At 69.9% G+C, this 16,588-nt stretch carries 14 protein-coding genes and 1 tRNA gene; 4 read left to right on the top strand and 11 right to left on the bottom strand.

Going from position 1 to position 16,588, the window contains the following annotated elements; genetic code table 11:
• Positions 1–393 precede the first annotated feature (393 nt).
• From B4915_RS12975 to B4915_RS12960, 4 genes are all read right to left on the bottom strand, one after another.
• Positions 394–466 (bottom strand) — tRNA-Arg (locus B4915_RS12975).
• 176 nt (positions 467–642) lie between these two features.
• Positions 643–1,371, bottom strand: a complete 729-nt coding sequence (locus B4915_RS12970) for an NlpC/P60 family protein (protein ID WP_105806229.1) — start codon at positions 1,369–1,371, stop codon at positions 643–645.
• A gap of 335 nt (positions 1,372–1,706) precedes the next feature.
• Entirely contained in the window at positions 1,707–3,059 is a 1,353-nt protein-coding gene (gene gdhA, locus B4915_RS12965) for an NADP-specific glutamate dehydrogenase (protein ID WP_105806228.1), read from the bottom strand.
• Between the two features lie 151 nt (positions 3,060–3,210).
• On the bottom strand, positions 3,211–3,903 hold the full coding sequence (locus B4915_RS12960) for an iron-dependent transcriptional repressor DtxR (protein ID WP_105806227.1): 693 nt from the start codon (positions 3,901–3,903) through the stop codon (positions 3,211–3,213).
• A 367-nt stretch (positions 3,904–4,270) separates the two neighbouring features.
• On the opposite strand from B4915_RS12960, the gene serC reads away from it, so the two are divergent.
• Positions 4,271–5,389, top strand: a complete 1,119-nt coding sequence (gene serC, locus B4915_RS12955; RefSeq protein ID WP_105806226.1) for a phosphoserine transaminase — start codon at positions 4,271–4,273, stop codon at positions 5,387–5,389.
• 93 nt (positions 5,390–5,482) lie between these two features.
• Here serC and B4915_RS12950 read toward each other — a convergent pair whose 3' ends face one another.
• Positions 5,483–6,466, bottom strand: a complete 984-nt coding sequence (locus tag B4915_RS12950; protein ID WP_105806225.1) for an RraA family protein — start codon at positions 6,464–6,466, stop codon at positions 5,483–5,485.
• Between the two features lie 11 nt (positions 6,467–6,477).
• Positions 6,478–7,620 carry a DUF3500 domain-containing protein gene (locus B4915_RS12945; RefSeq protein ID WP_281258215.1) on the bottom strand — a complete coding sequence of 381 codons (1,143 nt, stop codon included), beginning with the start codon at positions 7,618–7,620 and terminating at the stop codon, positions 6,478–6,480.
• 252 nt (positions 7,621–7,872) lie between these two features.
• Here B4915_RS12945 and B4915_RS12940 point away from each other — a divergent pair, with 252 nt between their 5' ends.
• The 3 genes from B4915_RS12940 (at position 7,873) to B4915_RS12930 (ending at position 11,656) form a co-directional block, all read left to right on the top strand.
• Positions 7,873–9,102 (top strand): DmpA family aminopeptidase, encoded by a 1,230-nt coding sequence (locus B4915_RS12940; protein ID WP_105806223.1) that lies wholly within the window; start codon positions 7,873–7,875, stop codon positions 9,100–9,102.
• A 293-nt stretch (positions 9,103–9,395) separates the two neighbouring features.
• On the top strand, positions 9,396–10,436 hold the full coding sequence (locus tag B4915_RS12935; RefSeq protein WP_105806222.1) for an extracellular solute-binding protein: 1,041 nt from the start codon (positions 9,396–9,398) through the stop codon (positions 10,434–10,436).
• A gap of 218 nt (positions 10,437–10,654) precedes the next feature.
• Entirely contained in the window at positions 10,655–11,656 is a 1,002-nt protein-coding gene (locus B4915_RS12930) for a LacI family DNA-binding transcriptional regulator (protein WP_181158592.1), read from the top strand.
• A 65-nt stretch (positions 11,657–11,721) separates the two neighbouring features.
• Here the strand turns inward: B4915_RS12930 and B4915_RS12925 are convergent, their stop codons facing one another.
• From B4915_RS12925 to B4915_RS12905, 5 genes are read right to left on the bottom strand one after another with little or no spacing between them, the layout of a single operon-like run.
• Positions 11,722–12,507, bottom strand: coding sequence for an ABC transporter permease (locus tag B4915_RS12925; protein ID WP_181158591.1), 786 nt, complete (start codon positions 12,505–12,507; stop codon positions 11,722–11,724).
• On the bottom strand, positions 12,507–13,406 hold the full coding sequence (locus tag B4915_RS12920) for an ABC transporter permease (protein WP_105806219.1): 900 nt from the start codon (positions 13,404–13,406) through the stop codon (positions 12,507–12,509). The genes B4915_RS12925 and B4915_RS12920 overlap by 1 nt, the downstream gene beginning before the upstream one ends.
• Complete coding sequence (locus B4915_RS12915) at positions 13,403–14,497, bottom strand: ABC transporter ATP-binding protein (protein WP_105806218.1); 1,095 nt, start codon at positions 14,495–14,497, stop codon at positions 13,403–13,405. The genes B4915_RS12920 and B4915_RS12915 overlap by 4 nt, the downstream gene beginning before the upstream one ends.
• Positions 14,490–15,677 (bottom strand): Gfo/Idh/MocA family protein, encoded by a 1,188-nt coding sequence (locus tag B4915_RS12910; RefSeq protein ID WP_105806217.1) that lies wholly within the window; start codon positions 15,675–15,677, stop codon positions 14,490–14,492. Before B4915_RS12910 ends, B4915_RS12915 begins: the two co-directional genes overlap by 8 nt.
• Complete coding sequence (locus B4915_RS12905) at positions 15,674–16,465, bottom strand: sugar phosphate isomerase/epimerase family protein (protein WP_105806216.1); 792 nt, start codon at positions 16,463–16,465, stop codon at positions 15,674–15,676. Before B4915_RS12905 ends, B4915_RS12910 begins: the two co-directional genes overlap by 4 nt.
• Positions 16,466–16,588 lie beyond the last annotated feature (123 nt).

Raw genomic sequence — 16,588 nt, 5'->3', positions numbered from 1 at the left:
CCAGCGAGTGCGCGCGGCTGCCACGGCGCGCAGCCCGCCCTCGGGCCGCGTTCAAGGTTCTCAGAGATTCCTCGACAGGGCACGAAGGGAGCGAAGCGACCGAAGTGCCCTGGAGAGGAATCGAACCCGCCCGGCCGCTCAGAGCGACGCATCGCGTCGCGCGGCCACGGCGCGCAGCCCGTCCTCGGGCCGCGTTCAAGGTTCTCAGAGATTCCTCGACAGGGCACGAAGGGAGCGAAGCGACCGAAGTGCCCTGGAGAGGAATCGAACCCGCCCGGCCGCTCAGAGCGACGCATCGCGTCGCGCGGCCACGGCGCGCAGCCCGTCCTCGGGCCGCGTTCAAGGTTCTCAGAGATTCCTCGACAGGGCACGAAGGGAGCGAAGCGACCGAAGTGCCCTGGAGAGGAATCGAACCTCCGACACCCGCTTTAGGAGAGCGGTGCTCTATCCACTGAGCTACCAAGGCGTGGGGCAACCGTGGCTGCGCACCGAGCATCGATTCTAGCAGTCGTGGTGAGCACGGAACTCCCGCGCGGTGGTCTCGGCCCTCATCCCGCGGAGCACTGTCACGACAGCTCACCCGCATACGCGAGGGGCGGGCGGAGCCGAAGCCCCGCCCGCCCCTCGCGAGTGTGATGTGGATCAGCCGAAGCGGACGACGCCGTCGGGCGAACCGTCGATGAAGGCGCTGGCGACGACCGTCTGGTTGCCGCCGAAGCCGCCGTGGACGGCCTGGCCGTTGCCGATGTAGACGGCGACGTGGCGGCCGGACCAGATGAGCACGTCACCGGGAGCGTAGTCGCCGCTGGTCACGAGCGATCCGCCGAGACCGGTGTACTCGCCGACCTGGGTGCCGAGGTCGCCGGCGGGGATGCCGATGGCGCGCAGCGAGCGCTCGACGAGCGCGGTGCAGTCCTGGAACTGGCCGAGCTGCGCGAGTGCCGCGTTGACGATGCCCTGGGCGCCGGCGCCGGCGGGCACGTCCTGTCCGGTGAACTCCTTGGAGCCCTGCGTCTGGCTCGCCGCCGCGGCCTGCTCCTGCGCTTCGGCGGCGCGGGCTGCGGCCTCCTCGGCTTCCTTCTCGGCGCGCTCCTGCTCGAGCACGACCGTGCTCACCTGACCTTCGGGGGCGGCGAGCGGGAGCACCGTGTCGTCGACGTCAGCGGTCTGCAGCGTCTGGGCGGCGGCGAAGCCGTCGGGAATTCCCTCCGCCTCGGGCGCGGTGGCGTAGGCGGGGATACTGAAGGTGCCCACCAGACCGAAGCTGAGCGCCGCGGCACCGGCCATCTGAGCGATTCGCTTTGCCTTCGCGGGAGCCGGCTTCGCGGCTTCGCCGGAGAGCACGACGTCCGTGCTGGGGTTCTGAATCACGAGAATAATCTGCCTATCGTTCGCTTGCCGTTCACTGCGAGAAACGGCCCTCCGGGGCCGCGACCGTTCAAGGCTAACCGAAGACGTATCGAATGTCACGTTCCGATCACGAAACCTTCGATGTTGGTTGAAACTTGGCATCCTTGCGCGCGCCCGGCGAGACCGTTCTTCTCGGCGTCGAGCGATTGTGGAAGCACGGCTTCACCGCTTCCCGCCCAGGGCGATAGCGCGCGTGCTCCGCGGAGCTCCTCGGGCGCCCGGAGTGCCCGGGGCGCCCTCAGCGCCGAGCATCTTCGGTGTCGGCGGCGCCCACGCGGGCGCCGCCGCGCGTTGCCTCAGATGACGCCCTGCTCCAGCATCGCCTGCGCGACTCGCACGAAGCCCGCCGAGTTGGCGCCGAGCACATAGTCGCCGGGGCGCCCGTAGCGCTCCGAGGCCGCGTAGGTGGCTCCGTGCACCTCGCGCATGATGTCGTGCAGGCGGGTCTCGCTCTTGTCGCGGTCCCAGCGGGAACGCGCGGCGTTCTGGCTCATCTCGAGCGCAGAGGTCGCCACGCCCCCGGCGTTGGCGGCCTTGCCCGGCGCGAACAGCACGCCCGCGTCCTGCAGAAGCTCGACTGCGGCGGGCGTCGTCGGCATATTGGCGCCCTCGACCACTGCGCGGACACCGTTCGCGATCAGCGCCCGGGCGCCGGCCTCGCCGAGTTCGTTCTGCGTGGCGCACGGGAAGGCGAGCTCCGCCGGGACATCCCACACGGAGCCGCCGGCGACGAAGCGGGCCGAGGGACGCAGCTCGGCGTATCGCGAGATCCGCGCCCGCTCCACCTCCTTGACCTGCTTGAGCAGTTCGACATCGATCCCGGCCTCGTCCACGATGTACCCGCCGGAGTCGGAGGCGGTGACGGCCGTTCCGCCGAGCTGCTGGATCTTCTCGATCGCGTAGGTGGCGACGTTGCCTGAGCCGGAGACGATCGCGCGCCGGCCTTCGATACCCTCGCCCACGCGCAGCAGCATCTCCTCGGCGAAGAACACGGCGCCGTACCCGGTGGCCTCGGTGCGCACTTCGGCGCCGCCCCAGCCCACGCCCTTCCCCGTCAGCACTCCGGCCTCGTAGCGCTGGGTGATGCGCCGGTACTGGCCGAAGAGGTACCCGATCTCGCGGGCGCCGACGCCGATGTCTCCGGCGGGGATGTCGGTGTGCTCGCCGATGTGGTGCACGAGCTCGGTCATGAAGCTCTGGCAGAAGCGCATCACCTCGGCATCGCTGCGGCCGCTCGGATCGAAGTCGGATCCGCCCTTGCCGCCGCCGATGCGCTGGGAGGTGAGCGCGTTCTTGAAGATCTGCTCGAAGCCGAGGAACTTGATGACGGAGAGGTTCACGGAGGGGTGGAAGCGGAGGCCGCCCTTGTAGGGCCCGAGGGCGGAGTTGAACTGCACCCGGTAGCCGCGGTTCACGCGCACGAGGCCCTCGTCGTCGGTCCACGGGACGCGGAAGATGAGCTGCCGCTCGGGTTCGACGAGGCGTTCGAGGATCCCGCCCTCGACGAACTCGGGGTGCTCGGCGAGCACGGGCGCGAGCGACTCGAGCACCTCCCGCACCGCTTGCAGGAACTCGGGCTCTCCGGCGCTGCGCTGCCCGACGACGCGCGAGACGTCACGGAGATGGGCTTCGGGGGTGGGTAACGTCACGTACGACTCCTCTGTGGTCTATCGACTCCATTGTGGACAGCCCCCTCAGGCCGCCTCGGTGTACATTCGCGATTTCGGCCGCGGAGCGCCCCGACCGCTGCGGGGCATGCCGCGTCACCACGACCGGGCCGCGGCGACGCGTTCCGCCCGGCTAGACGGAAACGAAGATGTGTGCGGCGACCTCACCGGGCAGGTCGAGCGCCTCGCTCGACCCCTCGACCTCGACGTGCACGGCGGCGCCGCGCCGGGTGAAGGTGGCGGTGCTCCCGGGAAGGACCCCGGCCGCGGAGAGCTGCTCGAGCAGCACGGGATCCACCTGCAGCGGCTCGGCGAGCCGCCTGATGCGCGCAGTGACGGGCCGATCGGCCTCGATGAGCAGTTCTGCGAGGCCGGTGACCCCTGTCTGGAACGATCCGGCGCGGATCGCGCCGAGTTCGTCGAGGCCCGGGATGGGGTTGCCGTAGGGCGACTCCGTGGGGTTGCCGAGGATCGCGAGCAGCTTGCGTTCGACGCGCTCGCTCATGACGTGCTCCCAGCGGCACGCCTCGTCGTGCACGTAGGGCCACTCCAGCCCGATGACGTCGGAGAGGAGGCGCTCGGCGAGGCGGTGCTTGCGCATGACGTGGATCGCCTTGGTCCGCCCGGACACGGTCAGTTCCAGGCGCCGGTCGTCGGTGACGACCACGAGGCCGTCGCGCTCCATCCGGCCCACCGTCTGCGACACGGTGGGTCCTGAGTGCCCGAGCCGCTCCGAGATGCGGGCGCGCAGCGGCACGATGCCCTCTTCCTCGAGCTCGAGGATGGTGCGCAGGTACATCTCTGTCGTGTCGATCAGATCCGCCATCGCCGCCCTCTCGTTTCGTTCCGCGCCTCGCGGTGGCCGGCGCCCGTGAAAACGTCCGGTGTTCCGGGCGGTGGATTCGGTGCTCGGGTCCGGCCGGGCCCTGTTCCGCTCCGCCCGTCTCCCGTTCCCACCGGTCGGCGCACGCTGAGGCTCACCTCACAGACTAGAGCATCGGCGGGCCCGGAGCACCGCCCGGCCGCGCCCGTTCCGCCGCGGTCCGCAGTGCCGGCGTGTCGTGCAGGGGCGTCGCCCAGCGCAGGGTGCCTCCTCCCGGTTCCGTTCACCGGCCACGGACCCCGGACCCCGGACCCCGGACCGGCCATGGACCCTGGAACGCGGCTCCGGCGCGCGACACTAGAATCGTCGCATGGCCGAAATCACCATCCCCTCCTCCCTTCTGCCCGCTGACGGCCGCTTCGGATGCGGCCCCTCGAAGGTGCGGGACGAGCAGCTCGCGTTCCTCGCCTCCCTGCAGCCGCGGGTGCTGGGTACCTCGCACCGGCAGGCGCCGGTGAAGGACCTGGTCGGCAGCGTGCGCGAAGGGCTCGCCGAACTGTTCCGGGCGCCGGAGGGCTACGAGATCCTGCTCGCAAACGGTGGGGCGACGACCTTCTGGGATTCGGCCGTGCACTCCCTGATCGAGCGCAGGAGCCAGCATCTCGCCTTCGGCGAGTTCGGCGCGAAGTTCGCGAAGGCCGCCGGTGCGGCGCCGTTCCTCGAGGATCCCGATGTGCGCACCGCCGATGCCGGGTCCCGTTCGCAGGCCGAGGCGGTCGCCGGCGTCGACGTCTACGCCTTCCCGCACAATGAGACCTCCACGGGCGTGATGGCCCCGGTGCGCCGGGTGGCGGGTGACGCGGGGGCGCTGACGGTGGTCGATGCGACGAGCGGGGCGGGCGGGATCGACTTCGACGCGAGCGAGGTGGACGTCTACTACTTCTCCCCGCAGAAGAACTTCGCCTCCGACGGCGGGCTGTGGTTCGCGCTCGTGTCCCCCGCGGCGATCGAGCGCATCGAGCGCGTCACCGCCTCGGGACGCTACATTCCCGAGACACTGAACCTGGCAGGCGCGGTCGAGAACTCGCGCAAGAACCAGACGCTGAACACCCCGGCGCTGGCCACGCTCGGATTGATGGACGAGCAGATCCGCTGGATCAACGCGCAGGGCGGGCTCGGCTGGGCCGCCGCCCGCACCGCGGAGTCCTCTGGGGTGCTGTACGAGTGGGCCGAGCGCTGCCCGGTGGCGACGCCGTTCGTCTCGGGTCCGGATCACCGCTCGCAGGTGGTCGTCACGATCGACTTCGATGACTCCGTCGATGCGGCCGCCATCTCGCGCACGCTGCGCGCGAACGGGATCGTCGACACCGAGCCGTACCGCAAGCTGGGCCGCAACCAGCTCCGTGTCGCGACCTTCACCGCGATCGAGCCGGACGATGCGCGCGCCCTCACCGCCTGCATCGACCATGTGCTGGAGCGCATGAGCTGAGCACGGCCGGGGCCGCTGTGCCCGCTCGCACGGCGCCCGGTGGCCCCGGCTGCCCCGGTGGCCGCAGCTGCCCCGACCGCCTCGAGGAGGCGCTCAGTCGCGCAGGCCGAACACCTGCAGGGTGGTCTCGCCGGCCCGGAGCCGGTCTGCGACGCTCTCTTCGAAGGCGTCTCGCTCGCGGGCGGCGTGCAGCACCGCAGGCCACTCGGAAACTGCGACGAACACGACGCCGTCACTGTCTGCGCGCACGACGTCGCCTCTCTCGACGGCCGCCCCGGCGCACACGAGCGGCTCGCCGATGCGTCCGGGGCTCACCTTCGTGGCACCGGTGATGGCCACCCGGGTCGACCACACCGGGAGCCCGATGCTTCTGAGCTCGTCGATGTCGCGCACGCCCCCGTCGACGATGAGCCCCGCGATCCCGCGCTCGACGGCTGCCCGGACGAGGATGTCTCCGACATAGCCCACGGAGGCGTCGCCTCCCGCGATCACGAGGACGTCGCCCGCCGTGGCGCGCGCGACAGCGCGGTGGACGGCGAGGTTGTCGCCGGTCTGGCACTGCACTGTGAGCGCGCGACCCAGCAGGGCCGGCGGTCCGGCGCGGTGCGTCAGTCCCGCGGCCTCCCCGCGGCGTCCCTGCGCCTCGTAGACGGTGCTGACTCCGGGCACCTGCTCGACGGGCGGCAGCTCCCGGGTGATCTCCATGATCTCCACGCGCAGGCCGGGTGCAGGCTCGAAGAATGCGATACGACGAGACTCGCCGAGGGTCTCGATCGTCCAGGGCTCACGGGTCATGACCGCGGCCCACTCCGGTGCGTCGAGGAAGGGCTGCAGCCGGTCCGTTTCGAGGCTCACGTGGCTCCAGCCCGCGGTCACGGGCGACGCGGTGAACACGGGCTGCACGAACAGGTTGACGGCGATCGGCCCGAGCGCGAGGCGCAGGTACGGCGTGCCCGAGGCGTCGGCGTGGCCGAGGACGCGCGTGCCCGGGGCCGCCTCGAAGAAGGCGAGGCAGCGTTCGAGGTCTGGAGAGACTCCTCCCAGGTTGACGAGTCTGAGGCTGGGGTGATGGGTCACGGTTTCCGCTTTCAGTTCGGATGCTCGGCGAGGTAGTGCGCGCGCAGGATGTCGCTCGCGAAGTCGCTGCGCCGGCTGCGCAGCGCACTGTGAATGTGGTTCGCGCGGTTCTGGGTGTTGTCAAACTCGATGGTGAGGTTCGCCGAATCGAGGCAGTAGTAGCGTCCGGAGCCCTGCTGCGGACTCCCGGCCCAGGCGAAGCGGAGATCCGCGGGCAGCGGTTCGCCGGGTTCCCAGCCGAACACGGCGTGACGCACGTCCTCGGGGAAACGCTCGACGTAGTGGGCGAGCAACTCGGACGCCAGTTCCCGCCCTGCGGGGTCGAGCTCGGCGACGCGCACGCCCCGAGCGCCCGCGTCCGTCGCGGCGTATGCGGCGATCTCGGGGCCGTCGGGCGCGGCATCGGCGGCCTCGGCGTCGATGCCGAGGCCGGCGAGAAAGCCGACGACCTCTTCGCGCGGCACGTCGGCCGGATAGATGTCGGCCGGAGCGGAGGGCAGCGCCGCGTCGTCGACGAGGGGCCGGTTCTGCTGCAGGATATCGCTCGGGGCGACGCTCGAGAATACCGCGCGCTGCCGCTGCGCGCCGTTCAGACCCGCGACGAGCTCGATGGCGATCTGTTCCTCTCCCGCGAGCGGGCGGAACTGGTTGCGGCCGATCGACGGCGCGGCGGCGGGATTCACCCCGATGAAGTGGGGGGTGAGGCTCGCGACTCGGCCGTCTTCGACGAAGGCGTGCGCGACGAGGTGGTGGCCGGCGAACTGCCACCCCCAGGTCTCGTCCGCCGGATCGCCGAAGATCTTGACGAAGTAGAGCTGGGGATCCCGCGAGCGGCCGTGTCCGGGGCGTCCCGGGTACTGCTCCATCCATCCTTCTTCGCAGGCGAGCAGGTTCTCGAGCCCGAGGATGTAGGTGGCGAGCGCGAAGCCCGCCTCGCTGAGCCCGCTGCGCAGGAGCCGCAGGGCGTTCTGCTGCGCGCGCGGGCTCAGGTCAGCGAGGGCGACGCCGTCTCGCTCGGCCGGGGTGAAATACCAGTGACGGCCGACGCGGTCGTTCGCCGGGGCGCAGATGCGCGCTCGCTGTTGGGCGGTGAGCGCGCTGAGGAGCGCGCTCGCTTCTTCGGCCATGAATGCTGCCGTATTTCGAGTGGACACGGACCACCTCTCTCATGCGTCGAACCACGCCCGGTCGCTGTCCGGTGCGTGGATCCTGGATCGTTCTCGGCACAACATATCAATCGATTGCAGCTTTGGGAAGCCCGGGAGCCCCGGGCTTCCTCGAGTCGGGTGCGCAAGGCCCCGCGGAGTCCAGTGCCGACTTGACTTCACCCCCTGGCGGACGAATGATGTGTTCGTATTGACATCGATTGTGGAGGAACTGTGGAGAATACGACAAGACGTTCCCAGATGGGTGCCGCCACCCACCCGGACCCGGCAGCAGGCGCGCGGGCCTGCGAGCCGGCGAACGCCGGCGAAGGCGCGGGACCGGTCGGGCCAGCGGGCGCAGAGGCGGGCACCGATGTCCACGACCCCCGTGCGCGGGAACTCGGCGTGCCGTTCGACGGCGAAGCCGGGGCCTGGAACGCCATCACCGACGTCCCCGGCCTCGAGACGGGGTTCGTCACGCTCTGCGCAGACGACGATCCGGTCGTCCGCACGGGGGTGACGGTGATCCTCCCCCGCGGCAAGGACCGGGCCGCGCTCCCGTGCGCGGCGGGGGTGGCGGTGCTCAACGGCAACGGCGAGCTCACTGGGCGTAGCTGGATCGAGGAGTCGGGTCAGCTCCAGGCTCCCATCGCCATCACCAACTCGCACGCGGTGGGCGCGGTCCATCGGGGCATCGATCACTGGATGGCGGAGCACCACCCCGAAGCGGCTCGCGCGTGGATGCTTCCCGTCGTCGGCGAGACCTGGGACGGCTATCTCAACTCCATCAATGCCGACGCGGTGCGGCCGGAGCACGCAGCGGCTGCGCTCGAGGCAGCCACAGGCGGTCCGGTGCCGGAGGGCAACGTGGGCGGCGGCACGGGCATGAACTGCTACGGCTTCAAGGGCGGCACCGGCACCGCCTCACGGATTGCCGCCGCCGGCGGGGAGCGCTGGACGGTGGGCGTGCTCCTGCAGGCCAACTTCGGCTCCCGGCGCGAGCTGCGCGTCGCCGGGCGGCCCCTCGGACCGGGCTCTTCGGCGCCCAGTCCGCTGGAGACGAGCGGATGGTTCGAACGCGAGTCCGGCACCGGCGCCGCGCTGCCGCCGGGGGCGGGCAGCGTGATCGTCGTGGTGGCGACCGATGCACCGCTGCTGCCCGATCAGTGCCGCGCTCTCGCGCGCCGAGTGCCGCTCGGTCTCGCCCGCACCGGAACGACGGGCAGTCACTTCTCTGGGGACATCTTCCTCGCGCTCTCCACCGCCAATGAGGGTGTGCTTTCCTCGCGCATGGGTCCCGCTCAGGCCGGCAGGGAGCGGCTGGAGCACCTGGCGTGGGGCGCCGTCGATCCGCTGTTCGAGGCGGTCGTGCAGGCGACCGAGGAGGCGGTGGTGAACGCCCTGGTCGCGGCTCGCGACTGCGAGGGCCGTGACGGGCACCGGAGCTACGCCTTACCGCACCACGAGATCAGGGCCGCCTTCGCGGGCTGAGGGGGCCGCTGTGCCGCGGCGCTCTCGGAGACGGCCCACAGGCCGTCGGGTGCGGAATGCAATCGATCTATCTTTTGAGGCCACGCTTTCGGGATTGATCCATTTACTTGCTCGATTTCCGCACAATCTCCCTCTAGACAGCGAATGCAATCGATTCTATAGTTGAGCACGGCGGCCGGCATATCCTCGGGACGGCGCGGAGCGCTCGCCCGCACGAACGCACCCCCCGGGGGCGGGGAACGACGCGCACCGCAGCGCGCCGCCGTCCGCGGAAACCACGAGAGGATTGAAACATGAGATTCGGCAAGACCATCGCCGCCTTCGCGGGCGGCCTGCTCCTGCTCAGCGGCTGCAGTGCACCGGGCTCGTCCGGCGACGCAGCGGACGGGGCGCCGCAGGCGATCACCGTCGCCAGCTGGGGCGGCAAATACGCGGAGGCGATGCGCGCCGCGTTCTTCGACCCCTTCACCGAGGAGACGGGGATCGCCGTCGCCGATGCCGATACGGGCATCGCGGCGCTCCAGACGCAGGTCGACACCGGCAACGTGCAGTGGGACGCGGTCACGGTATCCACCACCGATCTCGGCCTCGGCACCGGCAAGGGGCTCTTCGAGGACATCTCGGGCGTCGTCGACCCTGACGACTTCATCGAGGGAGCGGTGACCGACTACGCGGTCGGACTCGACTTCTCCTCCAACGTCATGGCCTGGCACACGGGCGCCTTCGGGGAGGGCGACTCGGCACCGCAGTCCTGGGAGGACTTCTGGGACCTCGAGAAGTTCCCCGGCAAGCGGGCCGTCCCGTCCTGGGGACCCGACGCTCAGCTCTTTGAGTTCGCGCTGATCGCCGACGGCGTGGACAAGGACGAGCTCTACCCGCTCGACGTCGACCGCGCACTCGACAAGCTCGCGGAGATCCGTGACAGCTTCATCGTCTACGACTCGAACGCCCAGGGCCTGCAGCTCGTGTCGAGCGGGCAGGCGACCCTGGGCGTGCTGCCCAGCGGCGGCGCCTATGCAGGCAGGTCCTTCACCTTCAACGAGGCGGCACTCGCGACCGACTGGATCGCGATCCCCAAGGGCGCACCGAATCTGGAGCAGGCGAAGGAACTGATCCGCTTCGCCACGCAGGTGCGACAGCAACAGGCCTTCGTCGAGGAGATCAACTACGCCGGTACCAACAAGGGCGCACTCGAGGGCCTCGATCCCGCCGTCGTCGAGACGCTGCCGACGAGCGAGCAGGCCATGTCGGTGCAGTTCCGGCCCGACGCCAAGTTCTACGCGGAGAACGCCACCTCCATGATGGAGGCCTGGCAGTCCTTCCTCTACGGCTGAGCCCGAGGGGCCCGACGCGGAGCGGGGCAGGCGGACGCTGTTCCGCCTGCCCCGCTCCGCGTCGAACATTGAGTAGGATGACCACGATGCGTCGCGGCGCCGCGCGCCGCCGCCGGGCGATTCGCGGACCGGCGACCCCGAGTGAGATCGGGCACCAGCGCGACACCGTCATCACAGCGCGTGGGCAAACCAGCGAGTGCCAGAGCATTGGAGCAGGAATGAAGCCACCCACCATCTACTCGATCGCGCGTGAGCTGGGCCTCTCGCCGTCGACCGTGTCGCGCGCGCTCAACGAGTCCTCCCTGGTGAAGCCGGACACGCGCGAACGCGTCCTCAAGGAGGCATCCCGGCTCGGCTACGTCCAGAACTTCCAGGCCCGCGCGCTCCGCCGATCGAGCACGGGCATGATCGGCGTCCTGATCCCGGACCTCACCTCGGAGGTGTTCAACGTTCTCGTGTCCAGCATCCAACTGGAGCTCAACGAGCGCGACTACGGGCTCATCATCGGCCAGTCGCTGAACGACCCCGAACTGGACCGGCGCTACGCCCTCGCCTTCCAGAGCCAGATGGTCGACGGGATCCTGCACGCGCCCTGCACCCCGCGCGGCGTTGACGATGCCTTCTCCGGCGCGGTGCACCCTCCCGTCGTCGAGATCATCCGTCAGAGCGAGAATGACAGCCGCTACTCGATCTGCATGGACGACGAAGGCGACGCTGCCCTCGCCACGAAGCACCTCATCGGCCGGGGGTACACCCGGATCTACGTGGTGCTGGGGCCTGAAGAGTTCAGCACCGCACGACTGCGCGGACGGGGCGCCGTGGCCGCCGCGCAGTCCTCCCCCGAGGTCAGCGTGGTGCTCTGTCACGGCAGCTACTCAGAGGAATGGGGCTACCAGCAGGGCGCCCGCATCGCCGGCGAGCTCTCATCCGGGGAGGCGACGGCGGTCCTCGTGACCAGCAACAGCTTCATGGCCGGCGTGATGGGTGCCCTCAGCGACCGCGGGGTGAGCATCCCGGACGATCTCGGCCTCGCGGCGATGGAGGACCCGAGCTGGTTCCGCGTCGCGAAGCCGCCGGTGACCTCGGTCTCGGGCCAGACCAGGGAACTCGGCCGCATCGCCAGCGCGACGATCCTCGAACTCATCGAGGGACGGGAGCCGCAGGGGCCCCGGCGCCGTGTGCTCCACGGCATGCTGCGCGAGCGCGAGTCCACCCGGTAACCGGCCCTCGGGAGGTTCCTGGCGGGAGAGGGTTGGACGGACCCCGCCCCCGCCAGGAGATTGTTTCAGCGGAGCATCCGACGCTCGAGGAGCGTGCGGGCTGCCGCCAGGACGAGCACGACTGCCGTCAGGATTGCCGCCACCGCCGCGATCGTCGGGTCCACGTTGAAGCGGATCCCGCTGAACATGACCACCGGCAGGGTACGGCTCGTGCTGCCTGCGATGAGCATGGTGACGGCGAGGTCGTCCCAGCTGGAGATGAAGGCGAAGAACGATCCCGCGATCACCCCGGGGAGGATCCCCGGGAAGGTGACGTGGCGGAACGTGGACCACGGCCCCGCGCCGAGTCCCAGGGAGGCCTGCTCCAAGCGGAAATCGAACCGCGTGAAGCTCGCCATGACGTTGACGAAGACGTAGGGCACCCCGAGCATCGTGTGGGCGAGGATGATCGCGGTGAGGTCCCCGACGACATGCATGCGCGAGTACAGATCGAACAGCGCCAGGCCGATGATGATCCCGGGCACCACGAGCGGAAGGCCGATGATCGCGCTGATCGCATTGAACACCGGTCCGCGGGTGCGTGCGAGGCCGACAGCGGCCGCCGTGCCGAACATCACGGAGAGTGCGCAGGAGACGACGCCGATGACGAGGCTCCGGATCGTCGCATCGACCCACACCGGGCTCTCGAGGTAAGACTGGAACCACTGCATCGAGAAGCCGCTCGGCGGGAACGAAAGGTCCGGCGCCGAGTTGAAGGCCATGCCGAAGACGAGGATCGTCGGCGCGACCAGGTAAACGAGCGTGAGCAGCGCGAGCAGCGTGACGGCCGCGCCCCCGATCCGGAATCGCATCATGCTTCCTCCCCCTTTCGCGTGGCGCGCCGCGCGATCCGCGCGATGGCGACGAGCGCCCACGCGACCAGCACGAGCAGGATCAGGCTGAGCGACAGCGCACTCGCCTGATTGAGCTGCAGCAGACGCTGCACCTGGACCTCGATCTGCTGGGCCAGCAGCATCGTCTGCCCGCCGCCGAGCATTGCCGGCGTCACGTAGAAGCCGAGCGAGAGCACGAAGCACAGCAGGCCCCCCGCGATCACCCCGGGAAGGCTGAGCGGCAGGTAGACGCGCCAGAACGTCGTCCACGGACTCGCCCCGAGCGAGTCCGAGGCGCGCAGCAGGCGCTGATCGATCTGCCGGAAGACGGCGAGCATCGGGATGATCGTGAGCGGGAGCATGACGTGGACCATGCCGATGAGCACTCCGGTTTCGTTGTAGACGAGCTGAATCGGTTCCTGGGTGATGCCCAGCGTCATCAGCAGGGTGTTGACGACTCCACGGTCCTCCAGCAGCGCGATCCAGACGAAGGCGCGGACCAGCACACTCGTCATCAGCGGGATCAGCACGAGCCCCTCGAGGAAGGACCCCCAGCGAGGCATGCGGGCGATCGTGTACGAGACGACGTAGCCGAGGACCAGGCAGAACAGCGTGGTGACGCCCGCGACGCGGAGCGTGTCGAGCACGACGATGCCGGTGACCGGCTCGGTCACGAGCCGGCTGAAGTTGGCGAGCGTCCACTCCCCCGTGTCAGATGAGGTGAACGCGCGCACGGCGATGAGTCCCATCGGGTACGCGAGCAGGGCGGCGTAGAGCACCAGCATCGGCAGCACGGCGAACTGGCGCACGGTGAAGCGCGCCTTGGCGACGGCCGGCACCTCGTCCCGCGGGCTCGCGGCGGTCAACGTCGCCGTCATCGCCCTGCATCCTCCAGCGGCACGATCGAGCCGGCGTCGACCGTGAGCCGCACCGACTCGCCCCGCGCGAGCGGCGTCTGCGCCGGCCCGGTCGCCAGCCGCGCCACGACGGTTTCCTCGTTCCGCAGGCGGATCTCGTAGCGGACCGTGCTGCCCTGGTACGTCACCGCGGTGACGGTGCCCGAAGCGGCATCCAGCGGCGCGGGGGCGAGGGCGACGAGCTCGGGGCGCACGCTGACGAGCGCCGCCCCACCGAGCTCGGCCGAGCCGCGCACGTCGATGCAGCCTGCGGCGAGGCGCCCGCCGGTGGCGTCGATGACGTTTGCCTCCCCCATGAAGTCCGCGACGAAGGCGTTGCGGGGGCGCTCGAAGATCTCGGCAGGCGTGCCGAGCTGCTGCATCCTCCCGTCCGCCATGATGAGCACGCGGTCGGACAGGCTGAGCGCCTCTTCCTGGTCGTGCGTGACCGACACGACGCTGACGCCCAGCGAGCGGTGGATGTTCGCGATCTCGTTCTGCATGGTCTGGCGCAGCTTGCGGTCGAGGGCGCCCAGCGGCTCGTCCATGAGCAGGAGTCCCGGGGTGAAGACCGTCGCGCGTGCCAGGGCTACGCGTTGCTGCTGTCCGCCGGAGAGCTGACCGGGCCGCTTCTTCCGATGCGCCTGCAACTGCACGAGCTCGAGCGACGCGTCGACGAGACGTTCACGCTCGGCACGGGGCGTCTTGCGCATCCTCAGCGGGTAGGCAATGTTGTCCTCGACGCTCATCGTCGGGAAGAGGGCGTAGCTCTGGAAGACCATGCCGATGTTCCGCTTGTACGCGGGGAGCGCCGCGACGGGCTCGCCGTTGAGGTGGATCTCCCCGCGGCTCGGCGTCTCGAAGCCTGCCAGCATCATGAGCGCGGTGGTCTTGCCCGAACCGCTCGGGCCGAGGATCGTGAGGAACTCGCCGGGCTCCACGCTCAGTTCCAGGTCCTGCACCGCCCATGAGCGGCCGTCATAGCTCTTTGCGAGCCCGGTGATCTCGACTCGCGCGCCGTGCTGCTGCGGCGAGGGCGACTTCAGCAGCCCTGTCAGCGTGACCTTACTCATGCGCACCCTCATCACTCGCCGGACGGTACAGTCCCCTGCGCCGGATCACGTTGTCGGAGGCGAGCTCCATCCGGTGCACTCCCGTCACGCCGAGGCTGTACAGTGGCGAAGCGGGCGACAGCGGGACCTCGACCGGACGGTCGAGTGCGACGGACTCGTACGCCGAGAGCGCGAGCGAGATGGTCGCGCGCGCCTCGTCGAGGGTGGCGACGCCGCTCGGCTCGCCGCCGCGCACGTACTCGGCGAAGGAGCGGATTGAGCCACCGTAGTACCACTCGAGCGGCAGCCGCTCCCACTCGACCGGGATCGACTCGGGATCACCGAGCCGCCCGCGCATGATCTGGAGCTCGTGCGCGACGTTGTGCTGCGCGGAGAAGCCGTCGGGGTACCGGATCTGGAGAGTGCCGGTCTCCCCGTCGACGACGGTGTGACCGCTCGTGCCCGTGCCCCAGGTCAGCGTGAGCGCAGCGGTCTCGCCGCGCTCCCCCTCGATGTGGACGGTGACGGTGTCTTCGACGTCGGCGTCCGCGCGGATCCGGCGCTTGTCGACCCGCGCGGTCACCGTGCGCGGGATGAAGCCCGGGCCCAGGAGCCGCAGGGAGAGGTAGAGCAGGTGGATCCCGTAATCCATGAGAATCCCGCCGCCGGCGAGCCGGGCCACGCCCCGCCAGCCGTCCTCGCCCGGCATCACCCCGGGGGCGTACACGGAGTGCGCGCTCATCGTGACGGTGTCGACGCGCCCGATCGCGCCCGCCCCGATCTGCCGCAGCATCTCAGCGTGCGAGGGGAAGTGCGCGTAGTTGTGGTGCACCCCAGCCCGGATGCCGGAGCGTTCGACCAGGCCGATCATCTCGTCGACCTCCGCGACGGACATCGCGAGGGGCTTGTCGCAGATGACGGACACCCCCCGCTCAGCGGCGAGCGCGAGGATCGGCAGATGGGTGAGGTGGGGCGTCGAGACATCGATGTAGTCGACGTCGGCCCGCGCGAGCAGTTCCTCGTACCCTTCATGGCAGGCCTCCGGGGGGAGGCCGAGCTGCTGGGCGATGACGGCGCGGGCGTGCGGATCGGGGTCGGCGACGGCGACGATCTCGACGAGGTCGCGAGCGGCGAGGTAGCCGGGGAGCTTCAGCTCCTGGGCGGCGAATCCGAGGCCGACGAGTGCGGCGCGAACGGTCATTGCAGTGCTCCTTCGATAGTGGCTTTGCCGATCAGCAGCGAGTCCAGCGGGGGGCGGTGAAAGGTCTCGATCTCGAGGCTCAGCCAGGGCCGGGCCTCCTCGATGGCGAGGGTGCGCACCACGGAGCCCAGCTCCAGCGCCCCCTCCCCCGGCGTGCGGAAATGCTGCTGGGCGTCGCGCGGGCCGGCGCGCTCCGCGTTGACGCCGTGATCGGCCACGAGATCTTTGAGGTGCGCGTGGAGGATCCGGCCGCTCCATCGCCGGAGGTGCTCCTCGAGGCCGGGGCCGTGGAGCGCGAGGTGAGCCGTGTCCAGGAGCAGTCCGACGCCCGGCAGCCCGAGCGTCGCGTCGAGCAGCCGGTCGATGTCCTCCGCGTCGCTGACGAGGGTGCCGAGGTGGTGATGGACGGCGATGCGGACGCCTGCTCCCTCGGCATGGTGTGCCAGGCGTCCGAGCAGTTCGATGAATGCGGCATCGTCCGCGGTGCCGTTGCGCGGCGGAAGCACCGGGACGGTTCCTGCGCCGAGGCGGGCGGCGAGGTCGACGACCCGCGACAGCTGCTGCAGCGCCTCCTCGGAGTCGAGGTACCCGAGCATCACCGCGCTCACGCGAAGTCCGCTGCGCGCGAGCAAGCTCCGGAAGGCGTCCTCTCGCGCCTCGTCGGCGAGCAGCCAGAGCGCGTGGTGCCCCTGCAGTTCGATCCCGTCGAGTCCGGCGCTCGCGACGTCCCGAACGGCGGCCGGCAGCTCACCCTGCGGGTAGACCACCGTCGTTGCGGATAACAACATCGTTCCTCACAATCGATTTCATTTTGACCCTCACCATCTTCCGCGACGCGCTAGAGCCTGTCAAGTGCTGACTTTTCATAGCCTTTTGACTGAATGACGCAGCCTGTCCCGAGCCATGAATGA

Origin of the sequence: Leucobacter massiliensis (genome assembly GCF_002982315.1) — a bacterium.
In the GTDB taxonomy this organism is placed as follows: Bacteria; Actinomycetota; Actinomycetes; order Actinomycetales; family Microbacteriaceae; genus Leucobacter; species Leucobacter massiliensis.
This window is presented reverse-complemented; position numbering and strand designations above follow the sequence as displayed.

What these genes read in the sequence shown, in the direction of transcription:
- B4915_RS12960 (WP_105806227.1), bottom strand. Translation starts at nt 3,903, where the DNA reads ATGGCGGATCTGATCGACACGACAGAGATGTACCTGCGCACCATCCTC.
- serC (WP_105806226.1), top strand. Translation starts at nt 4,271, where the DNA reads ATGGCCGAAATCACCATCCCCTCCTCCCTTCTGCCCGCTGACGGCCGC.
- B4915_RS12940 (WP_105806223.1), top strand. Translation starts at nt 7,873, where the DNA reads ATGGGTGCCGCCACCCACCCGGACCCGGCAGCAGGCGCGCGGGCCTGC.
- B4915_RS12935 (WP_105806222.1), top strand. Translation starts at nt 9,396, where the DNA reads ATGAGATTCGGCAAGACCATCGCCGCCTTCGCGGGCGGCCTGCTCCTG.
- B4915_RS12930 (WP_181158592.1), top strand. Translation starts at nt 10,655, where the DNA reads ATGAAGCCACCCACCATCTACTCGATCGCGCGTGAGCTGGGCCTCTCG.
- B4915_RS12925 (WP_181158591.1), bottom strand. Translation starts at nt 12,507, where the DNA reads ATGCGATTCCGGATCGGGGGCGCGGCCGTCACGCTGCTCGCGCTGCTC.
- B4915_RS12920 (WP_105806219.1), bottom strand. Translation starts at nt 13,406, where the DNA reads ATGACGGCGACGTTGACCGCCGCGAGCCCGCGGGACGAGGTGCCGGCC.
- B4915_RS12915 (WP_105806218.1), bottom strand. Translation starts at nt 14,497, where the DNA reads ATGAGTAAGGTCACGCTGACAGGGCTGCTGAAGTCGCCCTCGCCGCAG.
- B4915_RS12910 (WP_105806217.1), bottom strand. Translation starts at nt 15,677, where the DNA reads ATGACCGTTCGCGCCGCACTCGTCGGCCTCGGATTCGCCGCCCAGGAG.
- B4915_RS12905 (WP_105806216.1), bottom strand. Translation starts at nt 16,465, where the DNA reads ATGTTGTTATCCGCAACGACGGTGGTCTACCCGCAGGGTGAGCTGCCG.